At 66.7% G+C, this 23,152-nt stretch carries 21 protein-coding genes; 6 read left to right on the top strand and 15 right to left on the bottom strand.

Annotated features, from left to right (window positions below):
• Positions 1-5: 5 nt before the first annotated feature.
• The 3 genes from AC1DT6_RS23110 to AC1DT6_RS23120 all read left to right on the top strand — a co-directional run bounded on the left by AC1DT6_RS23110 (position 6) and on the right by AC1DT6_RS23120 (position 1,753).
• Entirely contained in the window at positions 6-770 is a 765-nt protein-coding gene (locus AC1DT6_RS23110) for a hypothetical protein (RefSeq protein ID WP_441628481.1), read from the top strand.
• Between the two features lie 104 nt (positions 771-874).
• On the top strand, positions 875-1,273 hold the full coding sequence (locus AC1DT6_RS23115; RefSeq protein WP_045241058.1) for a DUF350 domain-containing protein: 399 nt from the start codon (positions 875-877) through the stop codon (positions 1,271-1,273).
• A 162-nt stretch (positions 1,274-1,435) separates the two neighbouring features.
• The gene (locus AC1DT6_RS23120) at positions 1,436-1,753 is read left to right on the top strand and encodes an H-NS family nucleoid-associated regulatory protein (RefSeq protein ID WP_441628479.1); all 318 of its coding nucleotides are present in this window, start codon (positions 1,436-1,438) and stop codon (positions 1,751-1,753) included.
• Positions 1,754-1,796: 43 nt separating this feature from the next.
• Here the strand turns inward: AC1DT6_RS23120 and AC1DT6_RS23125 are convergent, their stop codons facing one another.
• The 6 genes from AC1DT6_RS23125 to AC1DT6_RS23150 form a co-directional block, all read right to left on the bottom strand.
• Complete coding sequence (locus AC1DT6_RS23125; protein ID WP_441628477.1) at positions 1,797-2,183, bottom strand: copper-binding protein; 387 nt, start codon at positions 2,181-2,183, stop codon at positions 1,797-1,799.
• 42 nt (positions 2,184-2,225) lie between these two features.
• Positions 2,226-2,711, bottom strand: a complete 486-nt coding sequence (locus AC1DT6_RS23130) for a cupredoxin domain-containing protein (protein ID WP_441628475.1) — start codon at positions 2,709-2,711, stop codon at positions 2,226-2,228.
• 29 nt (positions 2,712-2,740) lie between these two features.
• A complete protein-coding gene (locus AC1DT6_RS23135; RefSeq protein ID WP_441628473.1) occupies positions 2,741-4,054 on the bottom strand; it encodes a multicopper oxidase family protein in 1,314 nt (437 codons plus the stop codon).
• Between the two features lie 2 nt (positions 4,055-4,056).
• Positions 4,057-5,511 carry a TolC family protein gene (locus AC1DT6_RS23140; RefSeq protein ID WP_441628471.1) on the bottom strand — a complete coding sequence of 485 codons (1,455 nt, stop codon included), beginning with the start codon at positions 5,509-5,511 and terminating at the stop codon, positions 4,057-4,059.
• 9 nt (positions 5,512-5,520) lie between these two features.
• Positions 5,521-5,826, bottom strand: a complete 306-nt coding sequence (locus tag AC1DT6_RS23145) for a hypothetical protein (protein WP_441628469.1) — start codon at positions 5,824-5,826, stop codon at positions 5,521-5,523.
• A gap of 87 nt (positions 5,827-5,913) precedes the next feature.
• Entirely contained in the window at positions 5,914-6,402 is a 489-nt protein-coding gene (locus AC1DT6_RS23150) for a hypothetical protein (protein WP_477102538.1), read from the bottom strand.
• Positions 6,403-6,579: 177 nt separating this feature from the next.
• Here AC1DT6_RS23150 and AC1DT6_RS23155 point away from each other — a divergent pair, with 177 nt between their 5' ends.
• Both AC1DT6_RS23155 and AC1DT6_RS23160 read left to right on the top strand, forming a co-directional pair.
• Positions 6,580-7,254, top strand: a complete 675-nt coding sequence (locus tag AC1DT6_RS23155) for a heavy metal response regulator transcription factor (protein ID WP_035862957.1) — start codon at positions 6,580-6,582, stop codon at positions 7,252-7,254.
• Between the two features lie 25 nt (positions 7,255-7,279).
• The gene (locus AC1DT6_RS23160) at positions 7,280-8,722 is read left to right on the top strand and encodes a heavy metal sensor histidine kinase (RefSeq protein ID WP_441628463.1); all 1,443 of its coding nucleotides are present in this window, start codon (positions 7,280-7,282) and stop codon (positions 8,720-8,722) included.
• Between the two features lie 148 nt (positions 8,723-8,870).
• Here AC1DT6_RS23160 and AC1DT6_RS23165 read toward each other — a convergent pair whose 3' ends face one another.
• From AC1DT6_RS23165 to czcI, 4 genes are all read right to left on the bottom strand, one after another.
• The gene (locus AC1DT6_RS23165; protein WP_441628461.1) at positions 8,871-12,074 is read right to left on the bottom strand and encodes a CusA/CzcA family heavy metal efflux RND transporter; all 3,204 of its coding nucleotides are present in this window, start codon (positions 12,072-12,074) and stop codon (positions 8,871-8,873) included.
• A gap of 14 nt (positions 12,075-12,088) precedes the next feature.
• Positions 12,089-13,675, bottom strand: coding sequence for an efflux RND transporter periplasmic adaptor subunit (locus AC1DT6_RS23170; RefSeq protein ID WP_441628459.1), 1,587 nt, complete (start codon positions 13,673-13,675; stop codon positions 12,089-12,091).
• A gap of 16 nt (positions 13,676-13,691) precedes the next feature.
• Positions 13,692-14,960, bottom strand: coding sequence for a TolC family protein (locus AC1DT6_RS23175; protein ID WP_477111530.1), 1,269 nt, complete (start codon positions 14,958-14,960; stop codon positions 13,692-13,694).
• A gap of 76 nt (positions 14,961-15,036) precedes the next feature.
• Positions 15,037-15,432, bottom strand: a complete 396-nt coding sequence (gene czcI, locus AC1DT6_RS23180; protein WP_477114929.1) for a cation efflux protein, CzcI family — start codon at positions 15,430-15,432, stop codon at positions 15,037-15,039.
• Positions 15,433-15,684: 252 nt separating this feature from the next.
• Here czcI and AC1DT6_RS23185 point away from each other — a divergent pair, with 252 nt between their 5' ends.
• Positions 15,685-18,075: a heavy metal translocating P-type ATPase gene (locus AC1DT6_RS23185; protein WP_477111531.1), complete on the top strand. Its 2,391-nt coding sequence runs from the start codon at positions 15,685-15,687 to the stop codon at positions 18,073-18,075.
• A 51-nt stretch (positions 18,076-18,126) separates the two neighbouring features.
• On the opposite strand, the gene AC1DT6_RS23190 is transcribed toward AC1DT6_RS23185, so the two are convergent.
• From AC1DT6_RS23190 to AC1DT6_RS23210, 5 genes are read right to left on the bottom strand one after another with little or no spacing between them, the layout of a single operon-like run.
• Complete coding sequence (locus tag AC1DT6_RS23190; protein WP_441628451.1) at positions 18,127-19,017, bottom strand: polysaccharide deacetylase family protein; 891 nt, start codon at positions 19,015-19,017, stop codon at positions 18,127-18,129.
• Positions 19,018-19,030: 13 nt separating this feature from the next.
• The gene (locus AC1DT6_RS23195; RefSeq protein ID WP_441628449.1) at positions 19,031-20,083 is read right to left on the bottom strand and encodes a bifunctional UDP-4-keto-pentose/UDP-xylose synthase; all 1,053 of its coding nucleotides are present in this window, start codon (positions 20,081-20,083) and stop codon (positions 19,031-19,033) included.
• Entirely contained in the window at positions 20,080-21,021 is a 942-nt protein-coding gene (locus AC1DT6_RS23200) for a formyltransferase (protein ID WP_441628447.1), read from the bottom strand. The genes AC1DT6_RS23195 and AC1DT6_RS23200 overlap by 4 nt, the downstream gene beginning before the upstream one ends.
• Positions 21,009-22,001 (bottom strand): glycosyltransferase, encoded by a 993-nt coding sequence (locus AC1DT6_RS23205; protein ID WP_035862864.1) that lies wholly within the window; start codon positions 21,999-22,001, stop codon positions 21,009-21,011. The genes AC1DT6_RS23200 and AC1DT6_RS23205 overlap by 13 nt, the downstream gene beginning before the upstream one ends.
• A complete protein-coding gene (locus AC1DT6_RS23210; RefSeq protein WP_441628444.1) occupies positions 21,980-23,143 on the bottom strand; it encodes a DegT/DnrJ/EryC1/StrS family aminotransferase in 1,164 nt (387 codons plus the stop codon). The genes AC1DT6_RS23205 and AC1DT6_RS23210 overlap by 22 nt, the downstream gene beginning before the upstream one ends.
• Positions 23,144-23,152 lie beyond the last annotated feature (9 nt).

Here is a 23,152-nt window from a genome sequence, read left to right on the forward strand (position 1 = left end):
GAGCAATGGCCAGGAAGAAAGGCAAGAAGGGCGGCCAGCCGTCAAAATACGGCAGCCCGTACCAGCCGCGGGCAAGCGGCTCCAGCCGGTCGGCATGGCCCGGCCAGGCTGCGTCCGTCCCGCGCGGCCAGCGCAAATCCCGCTCGCCGGCCCTGTGGCTGATCGGCGCCTGCGCGCTGGCTGCCGGCGTCGCGGCCATCGGCTCATGCAGCGACGACGGGGACGATGAAGCCGTGACCGTGCGGCGCGCCAGCTACGCATCGCAGGCCGACTGCGAAGCCGACTGGAATGCACCCGAGGATTGCGAGAGCGTGCCGGTTGACGATATCTACGCCTCCAGCCTCGCGGATACAGCCGGCAGCAATGCCGGCAGTGGCAATGGCAGCGGGAGCAGCGGCGGCGGCCATGGCGGTGGCTATCATGGTGGGTATTACGGCGGCACCGTGGCCCGCTGGTACGGGCCGTACTACACCCAGTCGGGTACGGTCTACCATCCCGACGGCACGCAGACCCGGCGCGATATGTCGGGCGGCGCCGCGCGTCCGATGGGCGTGTACGACAGTAACGGCAGCCTCTCCCGTATCGCCGAGGCGCCTGGCACGCCGCATGCGACCATGGTGGAGGAGGCCACGCTGCGCCGGAGCAGCCTCGGGCGCGGTGTGACCGGCGGTATCTCGATGCGATCGGCCGCGGTCAGCCGGGCGCCGGTATCCTCGCGCGGCGGCTTTACCAGCCGCTTTGGCGGGTCCGGCCGCTCAGGTGGCGGTTGAGGCGGCGCACCGCGCGATTCCATTTCTTGCTTGGCACACGATTTGACCTATCCGGCATGCTGTATCCGATCCAGGCGGCCGGTACGAAATAACCAGGAGTCCAAATGACATTCCCGCTGCAGCCGGTTTACGCCTACCTGATTTATATTCTCGCCAGTTTCGCCATGCTGGGATTATTCCTGTTGGTGTATACGCGCATTACGCCGCACCGTGAGTTCGAGTTGATCCGCCAGGGGAATGTGGCGGCCGCCTTATCGCTGGGCGGCGCGGTATTGGGGTTTTCTCTGACGTTGTCGGCCAGCATCCAGCACAATGCCGCCTTCTCGATGTTTGTGCTTTGGGGGTTCGGTGCCTTCGTGGTGCAGGTGCTGGCCTATGTGCTTGTGGCGCGGGCGCTGCACGGCGTCAGCGAACAAATTACTGCGGACAACCGCGGCATGGGCGCGCTGATGGGCGTAGTGTCGCTTTCCGCGGGCATCGTCAATGCCGCCTGCCTGGCATAGGCGCATGGCGGCGATGGGGATACCGCTTGGGAAATGTCTGTGCCAGCATGGGCGCAAGACCCTGTAAAATCGTGCCCTATACAGGCGGCTCGATCCGCCTGGCGATCCCCCTTCCTCCGCTTTGCTGGCCATCCGCCGCCGGGAAAGTCAATTACGAAAGTCATGTCAGAGTCTGATGAAGCCAAAATAGCCGCGGCGACGTGGGTCCGTGAGCAGATGGACCTCCACGGCCTCACGCTCGACGATTTACTTGAAGCGGGCTGTTTTGCTGCACCCCCGGCGCCTGCCCCGGTGATGCCGGCGGCGACACTTGCCGTTCCCGCACCGGCTCCCGCGCCGGCAGCAGAGGCGGAAAAACCCGCGCGGCCGCTGTACCGCAATGCCATGGGGCAGAGCTGGGACGGAACCGGCGAGCGCCCGGAATGGCTGCAGCGCGCGGTCAATGCCGGACAGACGATCGACTTTTTCCGCGTCGGATAACACTTCCGGGCATCCCCCGGGCGCCAAGCCCGCCGGGTGCGCCTCACTGCGCCGGAGGCTGCACCGCAAGCGTCGTTATCGTCAGCACGCCGTTGGCGCGGACCACGATGAACTTCACCCGGTCGCCTTCCTTGACCTGCTCCAGCAGGGCGGGGTCTTGCACACGGAAGATCATGGTCATGGCGCCCATATCCAGGTTGGCGATAGGGCCATGCCGGATGGTGAGCTTGCCGGCAGCGGCATCCACCTTGCGGATTTCGCCATCGGTCATGGGCGCTGCCTCCGCCTGGACCGCGCCGGGCGCCCCGGCGGCATTCCCGGTGTCCGCGGGATTGACGCTATTGCCAGTGTCGGCGGCGGCGCGGGCCGGCAGGATGGTGGCCGCCGCCAGCAGGGGCAGCAGCGCAAGCAGGATCTTGCGGATTTTCATGGGGATGCCTTCCTCATTGCTTGGTATTCGATACATGGATGTTTAGCGCACGCTGACCTGTCCCCGCATGCCGGCGTCATAGTGGCCGGGCAGCAGGCAGCCAAAGGCGACGTGGCCGCCGCGCGTGAAACGCCACAGCATTTCTCCGCTCTGTCCGGCTTCCAGCGTGACGGCATTGGGGTCGGCGTGTTCCATCCCGGGCATTTTCAGCATGTCGGCATAGTGGGCTTGCAGGTCGGCCTCGCTGCCGAGCACCATCTCGTGCCGTAGCTTGCCGGCGTTGCGGACGACGAAGCGGATGGTTTCGCCGGCCTGCACGGTGATGTCCGACGGGCTGAAGCGCATGTTGTCGGTCATGTCGACCTTGATGGTGCGGCTCACGCTGGCCGGATCGCCAGGCTCGCCGATGGCGCTGGGGCCATCGCCATGATGGCTGCCGTGGTTGCCCGCGGCGAGGGCGCTGGCGCACACAAGCGCGAGGGACAGGGCGCTGGCGGCGGCCGCGGCACGGGATTGCATTTTGCGCATCTTTTCTTTCCTTGATCGTGTTGACATGCTCATTGGTGCGATGAATGGCTTGCGCCGGGCGTGCCGGCGTACTCGAAGGCAACCGTGCCTTTCGGGTGGCGGTACCAGCCGGGGTCCCGGTAGTCGTTGCGGCCAAGGCCGGCGCGCACCTTGAGCACGCTGAACATGCCGCCCATCTCGATCGGCCCGAATGGTCCCTGCCCGGTCATCATCGGCAGCGTGTTGTCGGGCAGCGGCATTTCCATGCCGCCCATATCCGCCATGCCGGCCTCGCCCATCGCCATGTAGTCGGGCACCAGCGCATTCATGCGCTTGGCCAGGTCCTTCTGCTTGACGCCGATCATGGTCGGCATCTGGTGGCCCATGGCGTTCATGGTGTGGTGCGACTTGTGGCAGTGGAATGCCCAGTCGCCCGGGTTGTCGGCGACGAACTCGATCGCGCGCATCTGCCCCACCGCCACGTCGGTGGTGACTTCCGGCCAGCGCGCGGACGGCGGCACCCAGCCGCCGTCGGTGCCGCTCACCTCGAAGCGGTGCCCGTGCAGGTGGATCGGGTGGTTGGTCATGGTGAGATTGCCAAAGCGGATGCGCACGCGATCGCCCAGGCGCACCGGCAGGCTGTCGATGCCGGGGAACACGCGGCTGTTCCAGGTCCACATATTGAAGTCCGTCATCTCGGCCACGCGCGGTGTATAGGATCCGGGATCGATGTCGTAGGCCGAGATCAGGAAGACGAAGTCCCGGTCGACCCGCATCTGCGCGGGATCCTTCGGGTGCACCACCAGGAAGCCCATCATGCCCATCGCCATCTGCACCATTTCATCCGAATGCGGGTGGTACATGAAGGTGCCGGCGTGCTTCATCTCGAACTCGTAGACAAAGGTCTTGCCGGGTGGGATATGCGGCTGAGACAAGCCGCCCACGCCGTCCATGCCGGCGGGCAGGATGATCCCGTGCCAGTGCACGGTCGTGTGTTCAGGCAGCTTGTTGGTGACGAAGATGCGCACCTTGTCGCCTTCGACGCACTCGATGGTGGGGCCGGGGCTCTGGCCGTTGTAGCCCCACAGGTGGGCTTTCATGCCGGGCGCGAATTCGCGCTCGACGGGTTCCGCTACCAGGTGGAACTCTTTCCAGCCTTGGCGCATCCGCCACGGCAGGGTCCAGCCATTGAGCGTGGCCACCGGGTTGTACGGACGGCCGGTGGCCGGCGCCAGCGGCGGCTGGGTGGCGGCGCTGGCTTGCAGCGCGGCTTCGGGCAGCACCGCGGCGCCGGCGCGCGTCACCAGCGCCGCGCCGAGCATGGTGGCGCCGGAGCCATGCAGGAATTGTCTACGGGTAACCATGGTCATTGTCCTTTGGGCGAGGCCGGAAATGCCGGGCTTGCGGGGGCCGGGGGCGCATTGGAGGAAGAGGGCGATGCGGGCGGCGGCGAGACGCCGGCTTCCGGCAGCCGTCCGCCGAGCGCGCCCTGGAGCTCGGTTTCGGCCACCCAGTACTCGCGCAGCGCGTCGAGATAGCCATTCACCGCGCCCACCTGCTCGCGTGCATCGGCCAGCAGTTCGAATACGCTGACCAGCATGCCGTTGTAGCGCAGCAAGCCCTCGTCGGAGATGCGCTTGCGCAGCGGCACCACTTCGTCGCGGTAGTGCCGCGCGATGTCGTAGCGCGCCTGGTAGCCGGCATAGCTCTCGCGGACTTCCGAGCGGGCATTGATGGCGCTCTCCGCCAGCCGGCTGGCGGCTTGCATATAGACCGCTTCGGCGCGGGCCACGCGGGCGCCGCCCCAGTCGAACAGCGGGATCTCGATATCGATGCTGTAACCCGTTTCGCGCGGCTTGGCGGTCTCCGAGTTGCTCAGGTAGCTCACATCGAGCACGCTGATAAAGCGCGTCGCCCTGGTCAGGCCTAGCGAGCGTGCCAGGCTGTCCAGCTGCAACCGGCCGGCTTGCAGGTCAAGCCGGCTGGCAATGGCATAGCCCTCCAGGTCGGCCAGCGCGGGCCTGGCTTTAGGCAGGTCGGGCAAGCGCTCGGGAAGCCGGTATTGCGCGCCGGTACCCCACAGGCCGAGGCGGCGCGTCAGCTGCTCGCGCGCTGCCAGGGCCTGCTGGCGCGCACGCGCGAGTTGGGTGGCGGCGTCGGCATAGAAGGCTTGCTCGCGCGCGTGATCCAGCGCGCTGACGTTACCCGCCCGCGCGAGGTCGCGAGCGAACAGCGCGCCCGTCTCGGCGGCATTCTTCACCTGCTCGGCATAGCGTGCCGATTGTTCCGCGGCGACCGCATTGACGAAGGCTTTGCGCGTCTCCAGCGCTTGCCGCAGCAAGGTGTCGGCCACGGCCAGCCGGGTTTGGGCAAAGCGGTCCTGTTCGATGCGGGCCGCCAGCGGCAGCACCAGCAGGTTCATCAGGCCGACCGAGATGGCGCGGTCGATCTTCAGGTCGTCGCCCTGGCGCTTGCGGCTGAAGGAAAAACCAGGGTTGGGCAGGCGCGTGGCCTGCACGTATTCGGCCTCGGAGATACCGAGTTCGGCAAAGGCCGCCTGCAAGCCGGCGTTGTTGAGTAGCGCGATCTGTACCGCGCTGTCGGCATCGAGCGGCTGCGCCAGCAAGGCCTGGGTGCGCTCGAAGACGGCGGCGCGATCCTCATCGGAGCGCACCCAGAGGGCGTCCTTGCCGAGGCGTTCGCGCGCGGCGGTGGCCGCGGTGCCGAAGCCGCCATCAGGGGAAAATCCGGCGCAGCCGGCCAGCAGCAGGGCGCAAGCCGCTGCCGCCAGCCCGGGCCGGAATGGCAATCGGAGAGACATGCGGCGCCCTTAGTGGTGGTGGCCGTGGCTGGCGCTCGCCTGCCCAGGCGTGGCAGGCTTGCAAGCGGGTATCGGCGCGCCGGCGCTCGGCGCGTCCTTGCTTGCCGGGGGCGCGACCTGGGCATTGGACTCCCGCCATGGGGCGATCGGCTGGGCCTGGAACGGCACGTAGCCGGCGAGCACGTTCAGTGCCGGCAAGGGCGGCACGGATGCGCCGGGGTCGAGCGGATTGGCGGCAGGTGCGCTGGACTGGGCCGGCGACAAGGCCGGTCCGAGCAGCAGGCAAGCCGCCGCGAAAATGCGGACGAAATGCATGACAACCTCAGTGTTCGTGGGTGGCGCGGTTAGCGGCGCGGGGCAAAACGAACGGGGGATGAGCGTGCGCTGGGCGCACCTCGGGTGTCAGCAGCGTGCGGCGGGCGGGCGGTACGAGGGCGAGGGAAGGAAACCGGTATAGGCGGCCAGGGCGGCTGCCGGTGCGGCATGGCCGTGGCTGGCCAGGGCGAGTTCAGGCAGGATCGTGGGCATGACCGCCCCGAGCGCACAGGCGGCACAGGCGCTGCAGGCACCACCGGCGCCATGGCTGGCGTGGTGATCCTGCAGGCTGGATTGGTCGGCGATGTCTGTCACGTCGGCCTGGTCATGCGCCGGGTCCGCGGCGTCATGGCAGTGCGCGCTGGCATGGCCGCCAAGCGCATCCTCCGCCTGCGATTTCATTGCCGCATGACGTAACATCATCGATGTCATGGCAGGCGAATCGGTCGGCAGCCCGTGGGATCCCTGCACCGACTGCGCCGCGCTGCAGACCATCATGACTGCCGCCGCGACACCCTGTGCGGGCAGCGCGATCATGGCGAGACATAGCAGGAAGGAGCTCAGGAAACGTTTCATCGGGGCAGGAGAATGGCAGCCGTCATTGTACCTGCATTGAAAGGTGCGGAAGCGTGACGCGAACATGACAAACCTGTCATCTTTTGCCGCGGGGGGTTTTCCTCGTATAGCGTGTCGGTCTTGCCGGGCCGCGCAATAACCGGCGGATGGCCGGCAGATGGCTCGGAGTGAATGGAAATGCGCATATTGATTGTTGAAGACGAACCCAAGGCAGGCGACTACCTGCGCAAGGGCCTGACTGAATCCGGTTTCGTGGTGGACCTGGCACGCGACGGCGTGGACGGGCTTGCCCATGCGCGCGGCCAGGAGTACGACCTGATCGTGCTGGATGTGATGTTGCCGGGCATGGATGGCTGGCAGGTGCTCCAGGAACTGCGGCGCGAGCGCGATACGCCGGTCTTGTTCCTGACCGCGCGCGACGAGCTCTCGGACCGGCTCAAGGGCCTGGAGCTGGGCGCTGACGACTATATGGTCAAGCCCTTCGCTTTTGCCGAACTGGTCATGCGCATCCGTACCATCCTGCGGCGCGGCCCCTTGCGTGAAAGCGAGCTGATCGAAGTGGCGGACCTGCAGATCGACACAGTCAAGCGGCGTGTCACCCGCGACGGGCAGAAGCTCGAGCTGACCTCCAAGGAGTTCGCGCTGCTGCAACTGCTGGCGCGCCGCAGCGGCGAAGTGCTGTCGCGTTCGCTGATCGCCTCGCACGTATGGGACATGAATTTCGACAGCAATACCAATGTGGTCGATGTTTCCATCCGCCGGCTGCGCGCCAAGGTGGACGATCCCTTCCCCCGCAAGCTGATCCACACCCGCAGGGGCATGGGCTACGTACTGGAAGAGGAGGCCCTGTGAGCCGGGCGATGTCAGGGGCCGCCTCTTGATCCGCGCCGTACTGCGTCTGCCGGCATCGCTCACGGCACGGCTTGCGTTGGCCTATGGCGCCGCCACCGTGGCCATCCTGGTGGCCGTAGGCACTTACCTGGCGAGCGCGCTTGCCGCCCAGCTGCAGGATCGCGACGAGAGCGAACTGGTCAGCGAAGTCCTGCTGGTGCGGCACCTGCTGCGCGAAGTCAGTTCGGAGGAGGAGATCCGGGCCGACACACATCGCTTTGCCGATCTCGCGCTGGGCCATGAAGGCCTGATCCTGCTGGTACGCGGCAGCGAGGGCGCGCCGCTGGTGAGCCTCAATCCGCGCCATGAACCGGTGCCGGTGTTGCCCGTGCTGCCTGCCGAGACGCACCCCGATAAATCGCGGCTGCACACCTGGTACCCGCGCAACGGCGTTGCTTCACGCGGCATCTCCGCGCTTGGGCAACTGGGAGATTCCGATCGCGCGGTCGAGATCGTGGTGCTGCGCGACGCAGGGTACCGCGTCGCGCTGATGAAGGCATACCAGACCCAGATGCTCTGGGCCACGCTGTGCGGCGCGGCGGTGGCGGCCGGGTTGGGCTATCTGTTGGCCAGGCGCGGCTTGCGTCCGCTCAGGCGCATGGCCGAGGATGCCTCGGCCGTCACCATGAGCCGGCTTGCCACGCGCCTCGATGCCGGGCAGGCGCCCACCGAACTGCGCGCGCTGGTGGCTGCGCTTAACGACATGCTGGCGCGCCTGGAGGATGGCTTTCGCCGGCTCTCCGAATTCTCGGCCGACCTCGCGCATGATTTCCGCACCCCCATCAGCAACCTGATCGGCCAGACCCAGGTCACGCTCGGCCAGAGCCGGCCGGTGCAGGAGTACGAAAACCTGCTGGAGTCCAACCTGGAGGAATACGAGCGCCTGGCCCGCATGATCGAGAACATGCTGTTTCTCGCGCGTGCCGACCATGCGCAGGTGGCCATGAAGGTGCGCGAGCTGGACGCGAGGGCGGAGCTGGACAAGGTGGCAGAGTATTACGAGGCCGTTGCCGCGGACCGCGATATCAAGGTGCAGCTGGCGGGGCAGGGCAGCGTGCATGCCGACCAGACCTTGCTGCGCCGCGCGGTGACCAACCTCGTCGACAACGCCCTGCGCCATGCGCCCGCCGGCAGCGCCGTGGACATCCGGGTGGTGGCGGACGCCCATGCCACCAGGATCCGGGTGGGCAACGGCGGTGGCGGGATCGCACCGGAGGCGCTGCCGCATGTATTCGGGCGCTTCTACCGGGGAGATCCTGCGCGCAGCAATTCGGCGGCCTCCACCGGGCTCGGGCTGGCCATCGTCGACACCATCATGCGCCTGCATGGCGGCAGCGTCAGCCTGCGCAGCTTGCCTGGCGAGACGGTGGCGGAGCTGACGTTTCCGCTGATGCCTCAGGCGACCGGCGCGCGGCCGGCCAAGGTTTGAAGGTTAAGGGACGAAGCGCAGGGGAGCCGATTGTGCGGAGCCATGTCGACGGCTCTTCCCTGGCAGGCCAGGCCGCGCCCAAGGCGGGGTCATCGGACCTCGTCCACGCAGGCCCGTTTGAAGAGGCCCGCGTGAACTTCCCCAGGTCTTAGCCGTTGGGCAACGCTGGCGCCGGATCCGCACCGGCCAGGCGTTCGTTGCCAGCTTCGCGCACCTGGCCAGCCTCATCCTCATCCCGCCGATGGGCCAGCCGGTAGAGCACCGGCAGCACCAGCAAGGTCAGCGCGGTGGATGACAGGATGCCGCCGATCACCACCGTGGCGAGCGGGCGCTGCACTTCAGCTCCGGTCCCGGTGGCGATCGCCATCGGGATAAAGCCCAGCGATGCCACCAGCGCCGTCATCAATACCGGGCGCAGCCGGGTTAGCGCCCCAGTTTGGATGGCTTCATCCAGCGGCTTGCCTTCTTCGCGCAGGCTGCGGATGAAAGACAGCATGACCAGTCCGTTTAGCACCGCCACGCCGGACAGGGCGATAAATCCCACCGCCGCCGAGATCGACAGCGGAATGTCCCGTAGCCACAGCGCCAGAATGCCGCCGGTGAGCGCAAAGGGGATGCCGGTAAAGACCAGCAGGCCATCGCGCATATTGCCGAACATGGCAAACAGCAGCACGAACACCATCAGCAACGCCACCGGCACCACGATCTGCAGCCGCGTGGTGGCGGATTGCAGTTGCTCGAAGGTGCCGCCCCAGGTGACCCAGTAGCCGGCGGGGATCCTGACCTGGCGATCGAGCGTGGCCATGGCATCCGGCACGAAGGTGCCTACGTCACGCCCGCGTACATTGGCGCTGACCACGATGCGGCGCTTGCCGTTCTCGCGTGAGACCTGGTTGGGGCCGGGGGCGAGGGTGAGCGTTGCCACTTCGCCCAGCGGGATGTAGCTGGCGCTTGCCGTGGTTCCCTTGGGCAGGGGAATCGGCAGGCGCCGCAGCGCTTCCACATCGGCGCGGATGCCTTCCGGCAAGCGCACGCCGATATTGAAGCGGCGGTCACCCTGGAAGAAGATGCCGGCATCGCGCCCGCCGACGGCGATGGCCACCGTGTCCTGCACGTCGGTCATATTGAGGCCGTAGCGGGCCGCGCGGGCACGGTCCACCTCCACCGTGAGCACCGGCAGGCCGCTGGTCTGCTCGACCTTGACTTCGGTCGCGCCGGGGATGGATTGCAGCACGGTGGCGACCTTTTGCGCGGTATCCTCAAGCACGGCGTTGTCGTCGCCGAAAATCTTCACGGCCACGTCGCTGCGCACCCCGGAGATCAGTTCATTGAACCGCAACTGGATCGGCTGCGAGAATTCGTACTTATTGCCGGGGATGGTCGCCAGTTCGGCCTCCATCTCCGCCAGCAACTGGTCGCGCGTCTTGGACGGATCGGGCCACTTTGCCCGCGGCTTGAGCATGATGTAGCCGTCGGACGCGTTGGGCGGCATCGGGTCCGAGGCGATCTCGGCGGTGCCGGTGCGGGCGAACACGCGCTCGATCTCGGGGAATTTCTCGTTGAGGCGCGTCTCGATCTGTTGCTGCATCGCGAGCGACTGCGTCAGGCTGGTGCCGGGAATGCGCAGCGCCTGCACGGCGAAATCGCCTTCGTTCAGGTTGGGGATGAACTCGCTGCCCAGGCGCGTCGCCACCAGGCCGCTCAGCAGCACCGCCACGGCGGCAAGGGTCAGCACCACCGGTGTGTTGGCGATGGTCTTGCCGAGCATCGGCGCATAGGCGCGCTTGGCCCACAGCATCAGGCGATTTTCCTTCTCGGCCACCTTGTCGCCGATAAACAGCGCTACCGCCGCAGGCACGAAGGTCACCGACAGGATCATGGCCCCGATCAGCGCCAGCACCACCGTCATCGCCATCGGGTGGAACATCTTGACCTCCACGCCGGTCAGCGCAAAGATCGGGATGTAGACGATCATGATGATGAGCTGGCCGAAGATCAGCGGCCGGCGTGCCTCCCTGGCGGCGGCAAAGACTTCGTGGAAGCGTTCGCTGCGGGTGAGCGGGCGGCCGTGCTGTTGCTGGGCATGCGCCAGCCGCCGCACGCAGTTCTCCACGATCACCACCGCGCCATCGATGATGATGCCGAAGTCCAGCGCGCCCAGGCTCATCAGGTTGGCGCTGATCTTGTAGGTCACCATGCCGGTGAACGTAAACAGCATGGATAGCGGGATCACCAGCGCGGTGATGATGGCGGCGCGCAGGTTGCCGAGGAACAGGAACAGGATCACGATCACCAGGATCGCGCCCTCGACCAGGTTCTTCTTGACGGTGGCGATGGCGCGGTCGACCAGCACCGTGCGGTCGTACACCGTGACGGCCTTGATGCCCGCCGGCAGGGAACGGTTGATGGCAGCCATGCGCTGGTCTACCGCTTGCGACACGGCACGGCTGTTTTCGCCGATCAGCATGAAGACGGTGCCCAGCACCACTTCGCGCCCGTTGTCCGTAGCGGCGCCGGTACGCAGTTCACGCCCGATTCCCACGTCGGCGAGGTCGCGGATGCGGATGGGCTGGCCTTGCGCGCTGCCGACGATGATCTCGCGGATATCGTCGATGGACTTGACCTGTCCCGGCGCGCGCACCAGGTATTGCTCTCCGCGCCGTTCGATATAGCCGGCGCCCACGTTGGCGTTGTTCTTCTCCAGCGCCGCTACCACGTCCTGCAGGCTCAGGCCGTAGGAAGCCAGCCGTTCCGGGCTTGGCTCCACGAGGTATTCCTTCGCGAAGCCGCCAATGGAGTTGATCTCTGTCACGCCGGGCACGGTGCGTAGCTGTGGCTTGATGACCCAGTCCTGGATCTCGCGCAGATCGGTCGGGGTGTACGGCGTGCCGTCGGCCTTCCTTGCGCCGTCCTCGGCTTCCACCGTCCACAGGTAGATCTCGCCGAGCCCGGTCGAGATCGGGCCCATCTGCGGCGCCACGCCCGTGGGCAGGTTCTGCGCGGCTTCCTGGATGCGCTGGTTGACAAGCTGGCGCGCGAAGTAGATGTCGGTGCCGTCCTTGAAGATCACCGTCACCTGGGACAGGCCGTAGCGCGACAGCGAACGGGTTTGCTCCAGCCCGGGCAGCCCGGACATGGCGGTTTCGATCGGATAGGTGACGCGCTGCTCGGTTTCGAGCGGCGAGTAGCCTGGCGCGGACGTGTTGACCTGCACCTGCACGTTGGTGATGTCGGGCACCGCGTCGATGGGCAGCCGGCTGTAGTTGTAGATGCCGAGCGCCGCCATGGCGAATACGGCCAGCAGCACCAGCCACCGCTGCTCGATGGCAAAGCGGATCATTCGTTCAAACATGATGGTGTCTCCGCTTAGTGGCTATGCTCGGCGCCGGCCTTGCCCAACTCGGCCTTGATCACGAAGCTGTTGCCGGCCACGTACTTCCAGCCGGCCTGCATCCCGTGCGTGATCTCGACCCGCTTGCCGTCGCTGCGTCCGGTCTTGACCGGCTGCGCCAGGAAGCCGCCCGGCACGGCAACGAACACCACCTGCTGTTCGCCAATGCTTTGCAGCGCCTGGGCGTCGATGGCCACCGGCACCTCGGCGCTGGAATCGGTCACACCCACGGTAACGAACAAGCCGGGACGCCAGGCCATCTTCGGGTTGGGCAGGGTAACGCGGGCCGTAGCCGTGCGGGTTTGCTGGCCCAGCAGGGATCCGACATACGAGACAGTTCCCTCGGCCTTGCCGTCGAAGGCGGTGGAGGCGATCTTCACCTTCTCGCCGACGCGCACGCGGTCCAGGTCCTTGGGCGCGATCACGAATTCGGCCCATACCGTGCTCAGGTCCGAGATGATGAACACGTTGGCGTCGGCCGCCACGGCTTCGCCTAGCGCCAGGTGCTTCTCCACCACGGTGCCGTCGAAGGGGGCGCGCAGCTCGAAGCGGTTGAGCGACTTGCCGCCCGCATTGCCGCTGGCGCCAATGGCGGTCAGCTTCTGCGTGGCGTTTTGCGTGGCGATGCGCGCTTCCTGTAGCGCGGTGCGCGCAGCCAGGTAGTCCTGCTCGGCGGAAATCTTGTCTTCCCAGAGCTTCTTCTCGCGCTGGAAGGTCGATTCGGCCAGTTCCAGGCGTTTTTGCGCGGCCAGCAGTTCGCTGCGCTGGTCGGACAGCGCGGTGCTGGCCAGCACCGCCAGCAAGTCGCCTTTTTTCACTTGCTGCCCAAGGTTGGCCGACACGCTTTCCACCACGCCGGCTACGCGCGGCACCACGTGGGCGGTGCGGTCCTCGTTGAAGCGGATCTCGCCGGGGAAGGAGACTGTTGCCTCGATACGCGCAGGGCCGGCGGCGAGCAGCGTGAGCCCGGCGCCCTGGATCTGCCCGGGCGTCATCTCGACGCGGCCTTCTTCCTTGCCGAGCTTGATTGCGATGGGCGCGTTGCTGGCCGGCAGCGTCACATTCAGGCTGGCATCGAACGCGTGCGGTTCCGCGATCGTGGCTTCGCTTTGCAGGTAGGACCCGGCGGGCCGGAAAACCAGCGGTTCCTTCTCGCCGGTGAGGCGCTGCAGTTGCCCCGACACCTTGATGCCCGCCGGCGCCACGGCCTTGCCGCCTTGTGCGACCCAGATCCGCATGCGCGGGCCGCCTTCACTGGCGCCGGCTTCGGCCACCAGCACTTCCACGCTGGCATCGCCTTGCCTGAACAACTGTCCGCCATTGGGGCCTGTGCTGCTTTCGTGATGCTCGCCGTCGCCATGTGCGGCGTCGTCGTCGTGCGCGGCGCCGGCTTTGCCGTCGTGATGCTCGCCGTCGTTGTGGGCGGCGGCCTCAGTATGCGCGCCGTGTCCGCCTTCGGCCGCGCTGTTGCCGCGGCCGGTGAAGATCAATGCCGCGCCGGCCAGTGCGCCGCCGGCCAGGATGATGGCGATGCTCGTTTTTTGCTTGCTGCTGATTGCCATGATGGGTTCCTTTGACTCAACGGCCAAGAATGCGGTCGATGGTGGTGGCGGCCTGGTAGGCGGTGGCGACCACGCCGAGATAGCGGATGCGCGCCTGGAACCAGGTGCGCTGCGCATCGAGCACGTCGAGGAAGTTGAACTTGCCGGCTTCGAAGCCTCGCGTGGCGGCCTCGTAGGCTTGCTGGGCGGCAGGCAGCACGGTGCCTTTGAGGGCTTCGGCCGAAGTCCGGGATACGGTCAGTTGCCGCGCGGCTTGCTGCAGTTCATTGGCGAGCCGCACCTGCGTCGCGCGGTACTCGTCGGCGGCCTTGTCGGCCTGGCGCATGGCGGCGTACAGATTGCCCTGGTTGCGGTCGAATAGCGGCAACGGCAGCGACACGCCCAGCACAGGCATGGTGCCGCGATCGGAACTGTTGTCGCGCTTGCTGCCCAGGCTGACGGTCAGGTCTGGATACTGGCGGCTGCGTTCCACGCCAATGACGGCCTGCCGCCGCTCCATCTCCAACCGGCTGTTCGCCAGTTCCGGCGCGCTGTCCAGTGCTTGCATCAGGGTGGCGCCGTCGGGGCGCGCGGGGAGGGTGTCCAGATTGCCCGCGGCCTCAAGGAAGCGGGCTTCGCTGCTGCCCCACAGGCCAGCCAGGGCCTGCCGCGCTACGGCTAGCGCGGCCTCGGCGTCGGCGACTTCGAGCTCGGCATTGGCCTGTTCGACGCGCGCCTTGCTTTCCTCGAGCGGCGCGATCTTGCCGGCGGCCACGCGGCGGGCCGCGGCCAGCGCGCCCTTGGCGGCGATATCGGCCGAGCCCCGCGCAAGCCTGACGCGCTCCTGTGCGATAACCACCGCAAAGAAGCCGCCTACAACGGCGGCGCGCAAGTCGGTGCGGGTCGCGCCCAGTTGCGATTGCGCGAGTTCGCGCGCTTTCTGCGCCGCGCCGATCCGCGCGGAGCGCTTGCCGCCAAGTTCGACCGGCAGGTTGACCTGGGCCGTTGTGGTGCGGGTGTCGCGGCGGTTGTCCTCGAACAGCACCGCGACTTCCGGGTTGGGGATGGTGCGCGCCTGCATGATGCCGCCCTCGGCAGCATCAAGTTCATGGCCGGCTGCCGAAAGCGTGAAATTGCGTCCGGCCGCGAGGGCGAGCGCATCTTCCAGCGTTAGCCTGCCGGCAGGCTCCGCGATTTGCCGGGCTGCCTGTGCAGCGGGGAATGGCGTGGTCGCCGCGTTCTGGGCGAACGCGGCAGGGCTGAGCAAAGCTGCCGCCAGCCCGAGCGGCATCACAAGTGTTCTCATCGAATTTCACCGGGGAAAAAAGCCAGGGAAGTTCGGCGAGACGAGAGTCTGGAGGTAAAGGGAGTCGTCTCGCCGGTCAGACGGCGAGAGACCACWGCGGGCGGTCGGGGGGGGCGCCGGGCGCCGACAGGTAGGACGCGGCAAGCGCCCGGTAGCTGATGGCCACGCCGTGATGCAAGGCGGTCGCGCCGAGGTCCGGCAGAACCAGCTGGGCGCTGGCAAAGTGGCAGACGGCGCAGTCGAGATCGGGCAGCTTGATATTGCCCTTGCCGTCCTTGCTGTCGGTACTGCCGTGCTGGCTGACCTTGCCCTGGTGGGCGTGGCTATGGTGGCCGAAATGCCAGTTGTCGCTGGCCGCCGCGATCGTGTTGTCCTGCGGTGCGCTTTCGTGATGGCAATACGCCGCCGCACCGGCCCAGGCGAACTGGAGCGGCAGCATGATGGCGAAAAGCAGGATCAGGAAACGTCGCATGCGGCGGATTATATAGGCAGGAAGCATGACCCTTGTGCGACTGTGGCTTAACACTGGCGCAAAAGGCGGCGGCAGGTGCCGTATCGGGTCAGCCGCTTGCATTCAAGCCGGGTTCGAGTGCGGGCCACCAGCGAGGTTCCCCGCGGAGGCGCCGGATGTTGCACTTTGAGAATGATTCACAATGCGCTTGACCCTGTAGTCGCTCCAGGGTCTTAAATGGACGGTAAGCAATAACAAGCAGGAAAAACCGCCATGCCTAGCGCCACGCCAGACCAAGCCTCGCTTCGTGACCAGAAGGGTGCCGATCACGGGCATTCACACGCACATGACCACGCGCACAAGCACGAGCATGTGCACCAGCATGACCATGGCGAGGACCACAAGCATGGCCATGATCATGTTCACGATCACCGCGCCCAAGCTGCCAGCCCGGCGTGCTGCGGCTGCGCCAGTGCGGCGCCCGCGGCTCCCGTTTCGGTCCCGGCAGGCGCCGCCGCGGCCAGCTATCGCATCGACGCGATGGACTGCCCCACGGAAGAGACCCTGATCCGGAACAAGCTGGGCAGCATGGCCGGCGTGGCGGCGCTCCAGTTCAACCTGATGCAGCGCGTACTGACGGTGCACCATACGCTGGATTCTCTGGATCCGGTGGTGCGCGCCATCGAGAGCCTCGGCATGAAGGCCGAACCGCTGTCGGAGCAGGCGGCGGCGTTGCCACTGCAGGCCGCCAAGCCGTGGTGGCCGCTGGCGCTGGCCGGCGTGGCCGCGCTCGGTGCGGAGGTGGTGGGATGGCTGCAAGTGCCTGCCCAGGATTGGCTGGCCCCCCTGTTGGCACTGGCGGCCGTGGCCATGGCCGGGCTTGGCGTCTACAAGAAGGGTTGGATTGCACTGTCCAACGGTAACCTGAATATCAATGCGCTGATGAGTATCGCCGTCACCGGCGCCATGCTGATCCGGCAATGGCCGGAGGCCGCCATGGTCATGGTGCTGTTTGCGCTGGCCGAGCGCATCGAGGCGGCATCGCTGGACCGCGCCCGCAATGCCGTGCGCGGCTTGATGGCGATGGCGCCGGAGCAGGCCACGGTGCGGCAGCTGGACGGCAACTGGCTGCCGGTGGATGCCTGCGCGGTGCCCATCGGCGCGCTGGTGCGGCTGCGTCCCGGCGAGCGTGTGGCGCTCGACGGCCGCGTGCTGCGCGGCCAGTCCACGCTGGACCAGGCACCGATCACCGGCGAGAGCGTGCCGGTCGACAAGGCAGTGGGCGATGCGCTGTTTGCCGGCACCATCAACCAGGCGGGCGAACTGGAGTACGAAGTCACGGCGCCGGCCAGCGGGTCCACGCTGGCGCGCATCATCCACGCGGTGGAGGCGGCGCAAGGCAGCCGCGCGCCCACGCAGCGCTTTGTCGATCGCTTTGCCCGCATCTACACGCCGCTGGTGTTCCTCGGCGCCGTGATGGTGGCCGTGGTGCCGCCGCTGGTACTGGATGGCGACTGGAGCGCCTGGATCTATAAGGCGCTGGTGCTGCTGGTGATTGCCTGCCCATGCGCGCTGGTGATCTCCACGCCGGTGACCATTGTCAGCGGGCTGGCCGCGGCCGCGCGGCGCGGCATCCTGATCAAGGGTGGCGTCTATCTGGAGCAGGGCAAGGATCTCAAATGGCTGGCGCTGGACAAGACCGGCACCATCACGCACGGCAAGCCGGTCCAGACCGATTTCCAGCCACTGGGCGAGATCGTGGCGGGCGGCGCGGCGGCCAGCGAGAGGGCGCGCGTCATCGCGGCCAGCCTCGCGGCCCGCTCCGACCATCCGGTCTCCATGGCCGTGGCGAACGCCGCGCGCGCCGAGGGCCTTGCGGTGCTGGAAGTGCAGGATTTCGCGGCGCTGCCGGGTTACGGCGTCAGCGGCAGCGTGAGCGGCCGCGCCTACTACCTGGGCAATCATCGTCTGATCCACGACCGCGGGCTGTGCTCGCCGGAACTGGAAGCCACGCTGGAAGCGCTGGAGCGGCAAGGAAAGACAGTCGTGCTGCTGGGCGCCGACCACGGCGTCGAGGCGCTGTTCGGCGTGGCGGACACGGTCAAGGACAGCAGCCGCCAGGCGGTGGCGGAGTTGCATGCGCTGGGCGTCAAGACGCTGATGCTCTCCGGCGACAACCCGCATACGGCCCAGGCCATCGCCGCCCAGGTACAGATCGACGAGGCGCGCGGCAATCAGCTGCCGCAGGACAAGGCGGATGCCATTGCGGCGCTGAGCGTGAAGGGGGCCGAGGGTGGCGCGGGCGGCGGCAAGCGCGTGGTCGTGGGCATGGTGGGTGACGGCGTCAACGACGCGCCCGCGCTGGCCCGCGCCGATATCGGCTTTGCCATGGGCGCCGCCGGAACCGACACGGCGATCGAGACCGCCGATGTGGCGCTGATGGATGACGACCTGCGCAAGATCCCGGCATTTATCCGGTTGTCACGTCAGACGTCGGCCATATTGAAGCAGAACATCATCCTGGCGCTTGGCATCAAGGCGGTGTTCCTCGCGCTGACGGTAATGGGCGTGGGCACCATGTGGATGGCGGTGTTCGCCGACATGGGGGCGAGCTTGCTGGTAGTGTTCAACGGCTTGCGCCTGGCGAAGGCAGGGCGCGCCTGAAAACGGACGCGCCCCCTGGGAAGGGGGCGCGAGAATCCTTTTGCCGTGGTGTCAGGGCTGGATGATCAATTCGCCGCTGCGGCCTTCGATAGCGCCCCAGGTAACAGGCGCCGTTGGCAGGCTGGCTGGATCGAGATGGCGGTAGAACGTGCCCATCGATACCAGTTCATGCCCTTGCGCGCGCCAGCCATCCAGCAGCCGGTTGAACACCGGCGCAAGTTTCCCGCCTTCCAGTTCCGTGTGCAGCGTGAAGACATGGTCGCGCTCGCCTTCGCTCAGGCGCAGCACGGCCTTGTGGACGTTATCCTCGGTCAGGTCGTCCACGCCGATGAGCTCGTCCAGCGTTGGCAGCGTGGTGGGCATCTGCACATGGCGGCATGCGACGCCATCGACGGTGGGGATGTACGGCGCGGTGCCGCGGCCGTCGGAGGCATACGCCATGCCCCAGTCGTCGATCTGGCGGAAGGCATCATCGTTCATCTGCCAGCCGGCGGCGCCATGCGTGGGCGGCGCTTCGCCGAAAATCTCGACGTAGCGGTCGAATGCGCTTTGCATCTGGCGCCGGGTCCAGGCGGCATCGCGCTCGCGCACGTTGTCCTGCCAGTAGACATGGTCCCAGGTGTGGATGCCGCATTCGTGTCCCGCCGCACGCGCCGCGCGCATCTCGGCCGCGCCTTTGCGGCCGATGTCGGGGCCGGGCAGCAGCACGCCGTACATCAGCGTGCGCAGTCCGTAGTTCGACACCACCGAGGTGCGCGAGACTTTCTTCAGGAAACCGGGACGAAACACGCGCCGCAGCGCCCATCCGGTGTGGTCGGGGCCAAGGCTATAGAGAAACGTAGCCTCGGCCCGCACGCGGGCCAGCATGGAGAGCAGCGCCGGCACGCCTTCGCGGGTGCCGCGCAGCGTGTCGACGTCGACCTTGAGGGCGATACGGGCCATCGGGTGCTTGCGCTCAGTTGGCCGAATCGACCAGGGTGCGCGCTTCCACGACCTTGCCGCGGTAGGCTTCGAAGATGGCGCGCAGCGCGTCTTCCATGCTGACCTCCGGCTTCCAGCCGAGTTCTTCCACGGTGTTGTCGATCTTCGGCACGCGGTTCTGCACGTCCTGGTAGCCCTTGCCGTAGAAATCGCCGGAGGACGTTTCCACGATCTGGGTCTTCTTGGCTTCTTCCGCGTACTCGGGGTAGTCGCCGGCCATCTTCAGCATCATCTCGGCCAGTTCGCGCACGGAGTGGATATTGCGGGGGTTGCCGATGTTGTAGATCTTGCCGGTGGCAACGCCGTCCGGATTCTCGATGATGCGCATCAGGGCGCTGATGCCGTCGGTGACGTCGGCAAAGGCACGCTTCTGCGCGCCGCCATCCACCAGCTTGATCGGCTCGCCGCGCACGATGTGGCCCAGGAACTGGGTCACCACGCGCGAGGAGCCTTCCTTCGATTCGAAGATCGAATCCAGGCCGGCGCCGATCCAGTTGAACGGACGGAACAGCGTGTAGTTCAGGCCTTGCTCCATGCCGTAGGCGTGGATCACGCGGTCCATCAACTGCTTGGAGCAGGCATAGATCCAGCGCGGCTTGTTGATCGGGCCACAGATCAGCTCGGAGGATTCCGGGTCGAATTCGTCGTCGTGGCACATGCCGTACACCTCGGAGGTGGACGGGAACACCAGGTGCTTGCCGTACTTCACGGCGGCGCGCACGATCGGCAGGTTGGCTTCGAAGTCCAGTTCGAACACGCGCAGCGGCTGGCGCACGTAGGTGGCGGGGGTGGCGATGGCCACCAGCGGCAGCACCACGTCGCACTTGCGGATGTTGTACTCGATCCACTCCTTGTTGATGGTGATGTCACCTTCAAAGAAGTGCATGCGCGGATGGTCGATCAGGTCGCCAAGGCGGTCGCTGGACATGTCCATGCCGTAGACTTCCCACGACGTGGTTTCGAGAATGCGGCGCGTCAGGTGGTGGCCGATGAAGCCGTTGACGCCAAGAATCAGGACCTTTTTCATCGGTTTTCCTCTTTGGACAATGCGGTAAGAAATACGGAAAGCGCGTCTGCCGGGACCGGGGCGGCGGTGCCGCCATCGTCCAGCAGTTCGCGTACAAGGATCACGCCGCCGTCGCCGCACACGCCGACGATCTGCCCGTCGATCACGTGCAAGCCCGGGCGGGCGGCGCTGGCGGACTGGAACAGGGCCGCCTGCGGGCGGCGAGCCTGGGCCACCACGAAGCGGCGTCCGCCGATCTCGGTGAAGGCGCCGGGATAGGGCGGCGCTACCGCGCGGATGAGGTTATACACCTGCGCGGCGGGTTGCTGCCAGTCGATGCGGCCGTCCTCGGGCTTGCGGCCCGAGAAGTAGCTGCCTTCGGCCAGCCGGTTGGGCAGTTGCGGCGTGTTGCCGGACATTATGGCGGGCAGGGCGCGCCACAACGTTTGCTCGGCGGCGACGGTCACCTTCTCGAAGACTTCGCCGGCGGTGTCGTCGGGCAGGATCGGCACGGAGGTCTGGTCGACGATATAGCCGGCATCCGGCTTGGCTTCCATGGCGTGCAGCGTGGCGCCGGTTTCGGTCTCGCCGTGCAGCACCGCCCAGTTCACCGGCACGCGGCCACGATACCTGGGCAGCAGAGAGCCGTGCATATTGAACGCGCCTTGCGGCGCCAGCGCCAGCACTGCCGCAGGAATCATCGCGCGGTAGTAGAAGGAGAAGATCACGTCCGGGCGCGCGGCGGCCACCGCGGCGGCCAGCGCCGGGTCGGCCGGGTCTTCGCCGTACAAGACGGGCAGGCCGAGTTCGGCGGCGGTATCGGCAACGCGGCGGAACCAGATGTTTTCATCGGGGCGGTCGCGGTGGGTGATCACCAGCGCCACCTCCACGCCGCGCGCGCGTAGCGTGCGCAGGCAGCGGTCGCCGACGTTGTGATAAGCAAAGACTACTGCGCGCACGAGGGCTCCGGTTTCTTTTGCTGCTCCGGGCTGCCTTCGAGCACGGCCTGGATGCGGTAGCGCGGACGGTTGCGCACCTCCTGGTAGATGCGCCCGATGTATTCGCCCAGCAGGCCGATGCCGAACAGCATGATGCCCACCAGGAAGAAGTTGAAGGCGAGCAGGGTGAACACACCCTGCACTTCCGCGCCGAGAACAAAGCGCCGTACCAGCAGCACGGCCACCAGGCCGGCGGATGCCAGCGAAAGCAACGTGCCGATGGCGGAGAACCACTGCAGCGGCACGATCGAGAAGCCGGTCACCAGGTCGAAGTTCAGCCGGATCAGCTGGAACAGCGAGTACTTGGATTCGCCGGCGTGGCGCTCCTCGTGCTCCACCACGATCTCGACCGGGTTGGAGGAGAAGGTATAAGCCAGCGCGGGAATGAAGGTGTTCACCTCGCGGCAGGCGTTGATGGTGTCGATGACGTTGCGGTCGTAGGCGCGCAGCATGCAGCCCTGATCGGTCATCTTGATGCGCGTGATGCGTTCGCGCAGCCGGTTCATGGCGCGGGAGGCAATGCGGCGGAAGGCGGTGTCGTTGCGCTCGCGGCGGATGGTGCCGACGTAGTCGTGGCCTTCGCGCATGGTTGCCACCAGCCGCGGGATTTCTTCCGGCGGGTTTTGCAAGTCGGCGTCAAGGGTGATCACGATCTTGCCGCGGGTGTGCTCGAAGCCGGCCAGGATGGCCATGTGCTGGCCAAAGTTGCCGTTGAACAGGACCACGCGCGTGACGTCAGGGCGCTGATGGAACTGGCTGGCCAGGATCTGCGCCGAACGGTCGCGACTGCCGTCGTTGACGAAGATGACCTCGTAGCTGCAGCCGAGTCCGTCCATTGCCGGGTAGAGCCGGTCGAACAGGGCTTGCAGGCCGTCTTCCTCGTTGTAGACAGGGATGACGACCGAGACTTCGACTGGGCTCATTTGAAGAGGCGTTTGCATGTTTCGCTAAGAGTTGCGCATACCCGCTCCACATCGGCGGCTTGCATGGCGGGGAACATCGGCAGCGTGACGATGCCCCGACCGATGCGTTCGGCATGCGGCAGCATGCCTTCGCGCCAGCCCAGGGAGCGGTAATAAGAAAACAGGTGCAGGGCGGGGTAGTGCACGCCGGTGCCGATGCCACGCTCGCGCATGGCTTCCATCACGGCGTTGCGCCCGCCTTCGATACGTTCGGCTGGCAGCACCACCTGGAACATATGCCAGTTGGTGGTGGCCAGGTCGCCGTCGCGCGGCAGTGGCAGTTCGATGCCGAGTTCGGCCAGGCCGCTGTCGGCCGCACAGCGGAAATAGGTCTCCGCCAGTTCGGCGCGGCGCGCGGTGATGGCGTCCAGGTGGGCGAGCTGCGACAGGCCGATGGCGGCGTTGACATCGGTCAGGTTGAATTTGCCGCCGGGCTCCTCCACGTCCATGCCGTCCATGCCGGTGCGGATCACGCCTTGCAGGCGAAGGCGCTCGGCGCGCTGGGCTTCCTCGGGCGAGTTCATCACCAGGCAGCCGCCTTCGACGCTGGTGATGTTTTTGTTGGCCTGGAAGCTGAAGCTGACGAGGTCGCCGAAGGCGCCGATGCGCTGGCCGCGCCAGCGCGAGTCGATGGCCTGCGCGGCGTCTTCGATCACGCGCAGATCATGCTTGCGGGCGATTGCGTAGAGACGGTCCATGTCCACCGGCAGGCCCGACAGGTAGACCGGCATGATGGCGCGCGTGCGCGGCGTGATGGCGGCTTCCACCGCGTCAAGATCGATATTGCGCGTGCGCGGGTCGATGTCGACGAAGACGGGCCTGGCACCCACCGTGATCACGACATTGGCCGTGGCCACCCAGGTAATCGGGGTGGTGATGACTTCGTCGCCGGGGCCGATATTGGCCACGCGCAGCGCGATTTCCATCGTCGCCGAGCCATTGGCGAAGGTGCGCACGGGGCGGCCGCCGAACAGCTCGGACAGGGCGGCTTCGAAAGCGTGCATCTTGGGGCCGGAGGTGATCCAGCCCGAGGCCAGCACCTTGCCGACCTCGGCGATGGCATCGGCGTCAATATTCGGCTTGACGAAGGGCAGGAAGGCTTGCGCAGCGGTAGCGGTCATGGCGATCAG

The organism is Cupriavidus sp. 01L45 (assembly GCF_056399885.1).

Bases quoted from the DNA above. Each gene is read 5' to 3' on its own strand.
- AC1DT6_RS23155 (WP_035862957.1), top strand. From the start codon at position 6,580: ATGCGCATATTGATTGTTGAAGACGAACCCAAGGCAGGCGACTACCTG.
- AC1DT6_RS23190 (WP_441628451.1), bottom strand. From the start codon at position 19,017: ATGGCCCGTATCGCCCTCAAGGTCGACGTCGACACGCTGCGCGGCACC.
- AC1DT6_RS23110 (WP_441628481.1), top strand. From the start codon at position 6: ATGGCCAGGAAGAAAGGCAAGAAGGGCGGCCAGCCGTCAAAATACGGC.
- AC1DT6_RS23125 (WP_441628477.1), bottom strand. From the start codon at position 2,183: ATGAAAATCCGCAAGATCCTGCTTGCGCTGCTGCCCCTGCTGGCGGCG.
- AC1DT6_RS23205 (WP_035862864.1), bottom strand. From the start codon at position 22,001: ATGCAAACGCCTCTTCAAATGAGCCCAGTCGAAGTCTCGGTCGTCATC.
- AC1DT6_RS23150 (WP_477102538.1), bottom strand. From the start codon at position 6,402: ATGAAACGTTTCCTGAGCTCCTTCCTGCTATGTCTCGCCATGATCGCG.
- AC1DT6_RS23120 (WP_441628479.1), top strand. From the start codon at position 1,436: ATGTCAGAGTCTGATGAAGCCAAAATAGCCGCGGCGACGTGGGTCCGT.
- AC1DT6_RS23145 (WP_441628469.1), bottom strand. From the start codon at position 5,826: ATGCATTTCGTCCGCATTTTCGCGGCGGCTTGCCTGCTGCTCGGACCG.
- AC1DT6_RS23115 (WP_045241058.1), top strand. From the start codon at position 875: ATGACATTCCCGCTGCAGCCGGTTTACGCCTACCTGATTTATATTCTC.
- AC1DT6_RS23175 (WP_477111530.1), bottom strand. From the start codon at position 14,960: ATGAGAACACTTGTGATGCCGCTCGGGCTGGCGGCAGCTTTGCTCAGC.
- AC1DT6_RS23185 (WP_477111531.1), top strand. From the start codon at position 15,685: ATGCCTAGCGCCACGCCAGACCAAGCCTCGCTTCGTGACCAGAAGGGT.
- AC1DT6_RS23130 (WP_441628475.1), bottom strand. From the start codon at position 2,711: ATGCGCAAAATGCAATCCCGTGCCGCGGCCGCCGCCAGCGCCCTGTCC.
- AC1DT6_RS23140 (WP_441628471.1), bottom strand. From the start codon at position 5,511: ATGTCTCTCCGATTGCCATTCCGGCCCGGGCTGGCGGCAGCGGCTTGC.
- AC1DT6_RS23195 (WP_441628449.1), bottom strand. From the start codon at position 20,083: ATGAAAAAGGTCCTGATTCTTGGCGTCAACGGCTTCATCGGCCACCAC.
- AC1DT6_RS23170 (WP_441628459.1), bottom strand. From the start codon at position 13,675: ATGGCAATCAGCAGCAAGCAAAAAACGAGCATCGCCATCATCCTGGCC.
- AC1DT6_RS23165 (WP_441628461.1), bottom strand. From the start codon at position 12,074: ATGTTTGAACGAATGATCCGCTTTGCCATCGAGCAGCGGTGGCTGGTG.
- AC1DT6_RS23135 (WP_441628473.1), bottom strand. From the start codon at position 4,054: ATGGTTACCCGTAGACAATTCCTGCATGGCTCCGGCGCCACCATGCTC.
- AC1DT6_RS23210 (WP_441628444.1), bottom strand. From the start codon at position 23,143: ATGACCGCTACCGCTGCGCAAGCCTTCCTGCCCTTCGTCAAGCCGAAT.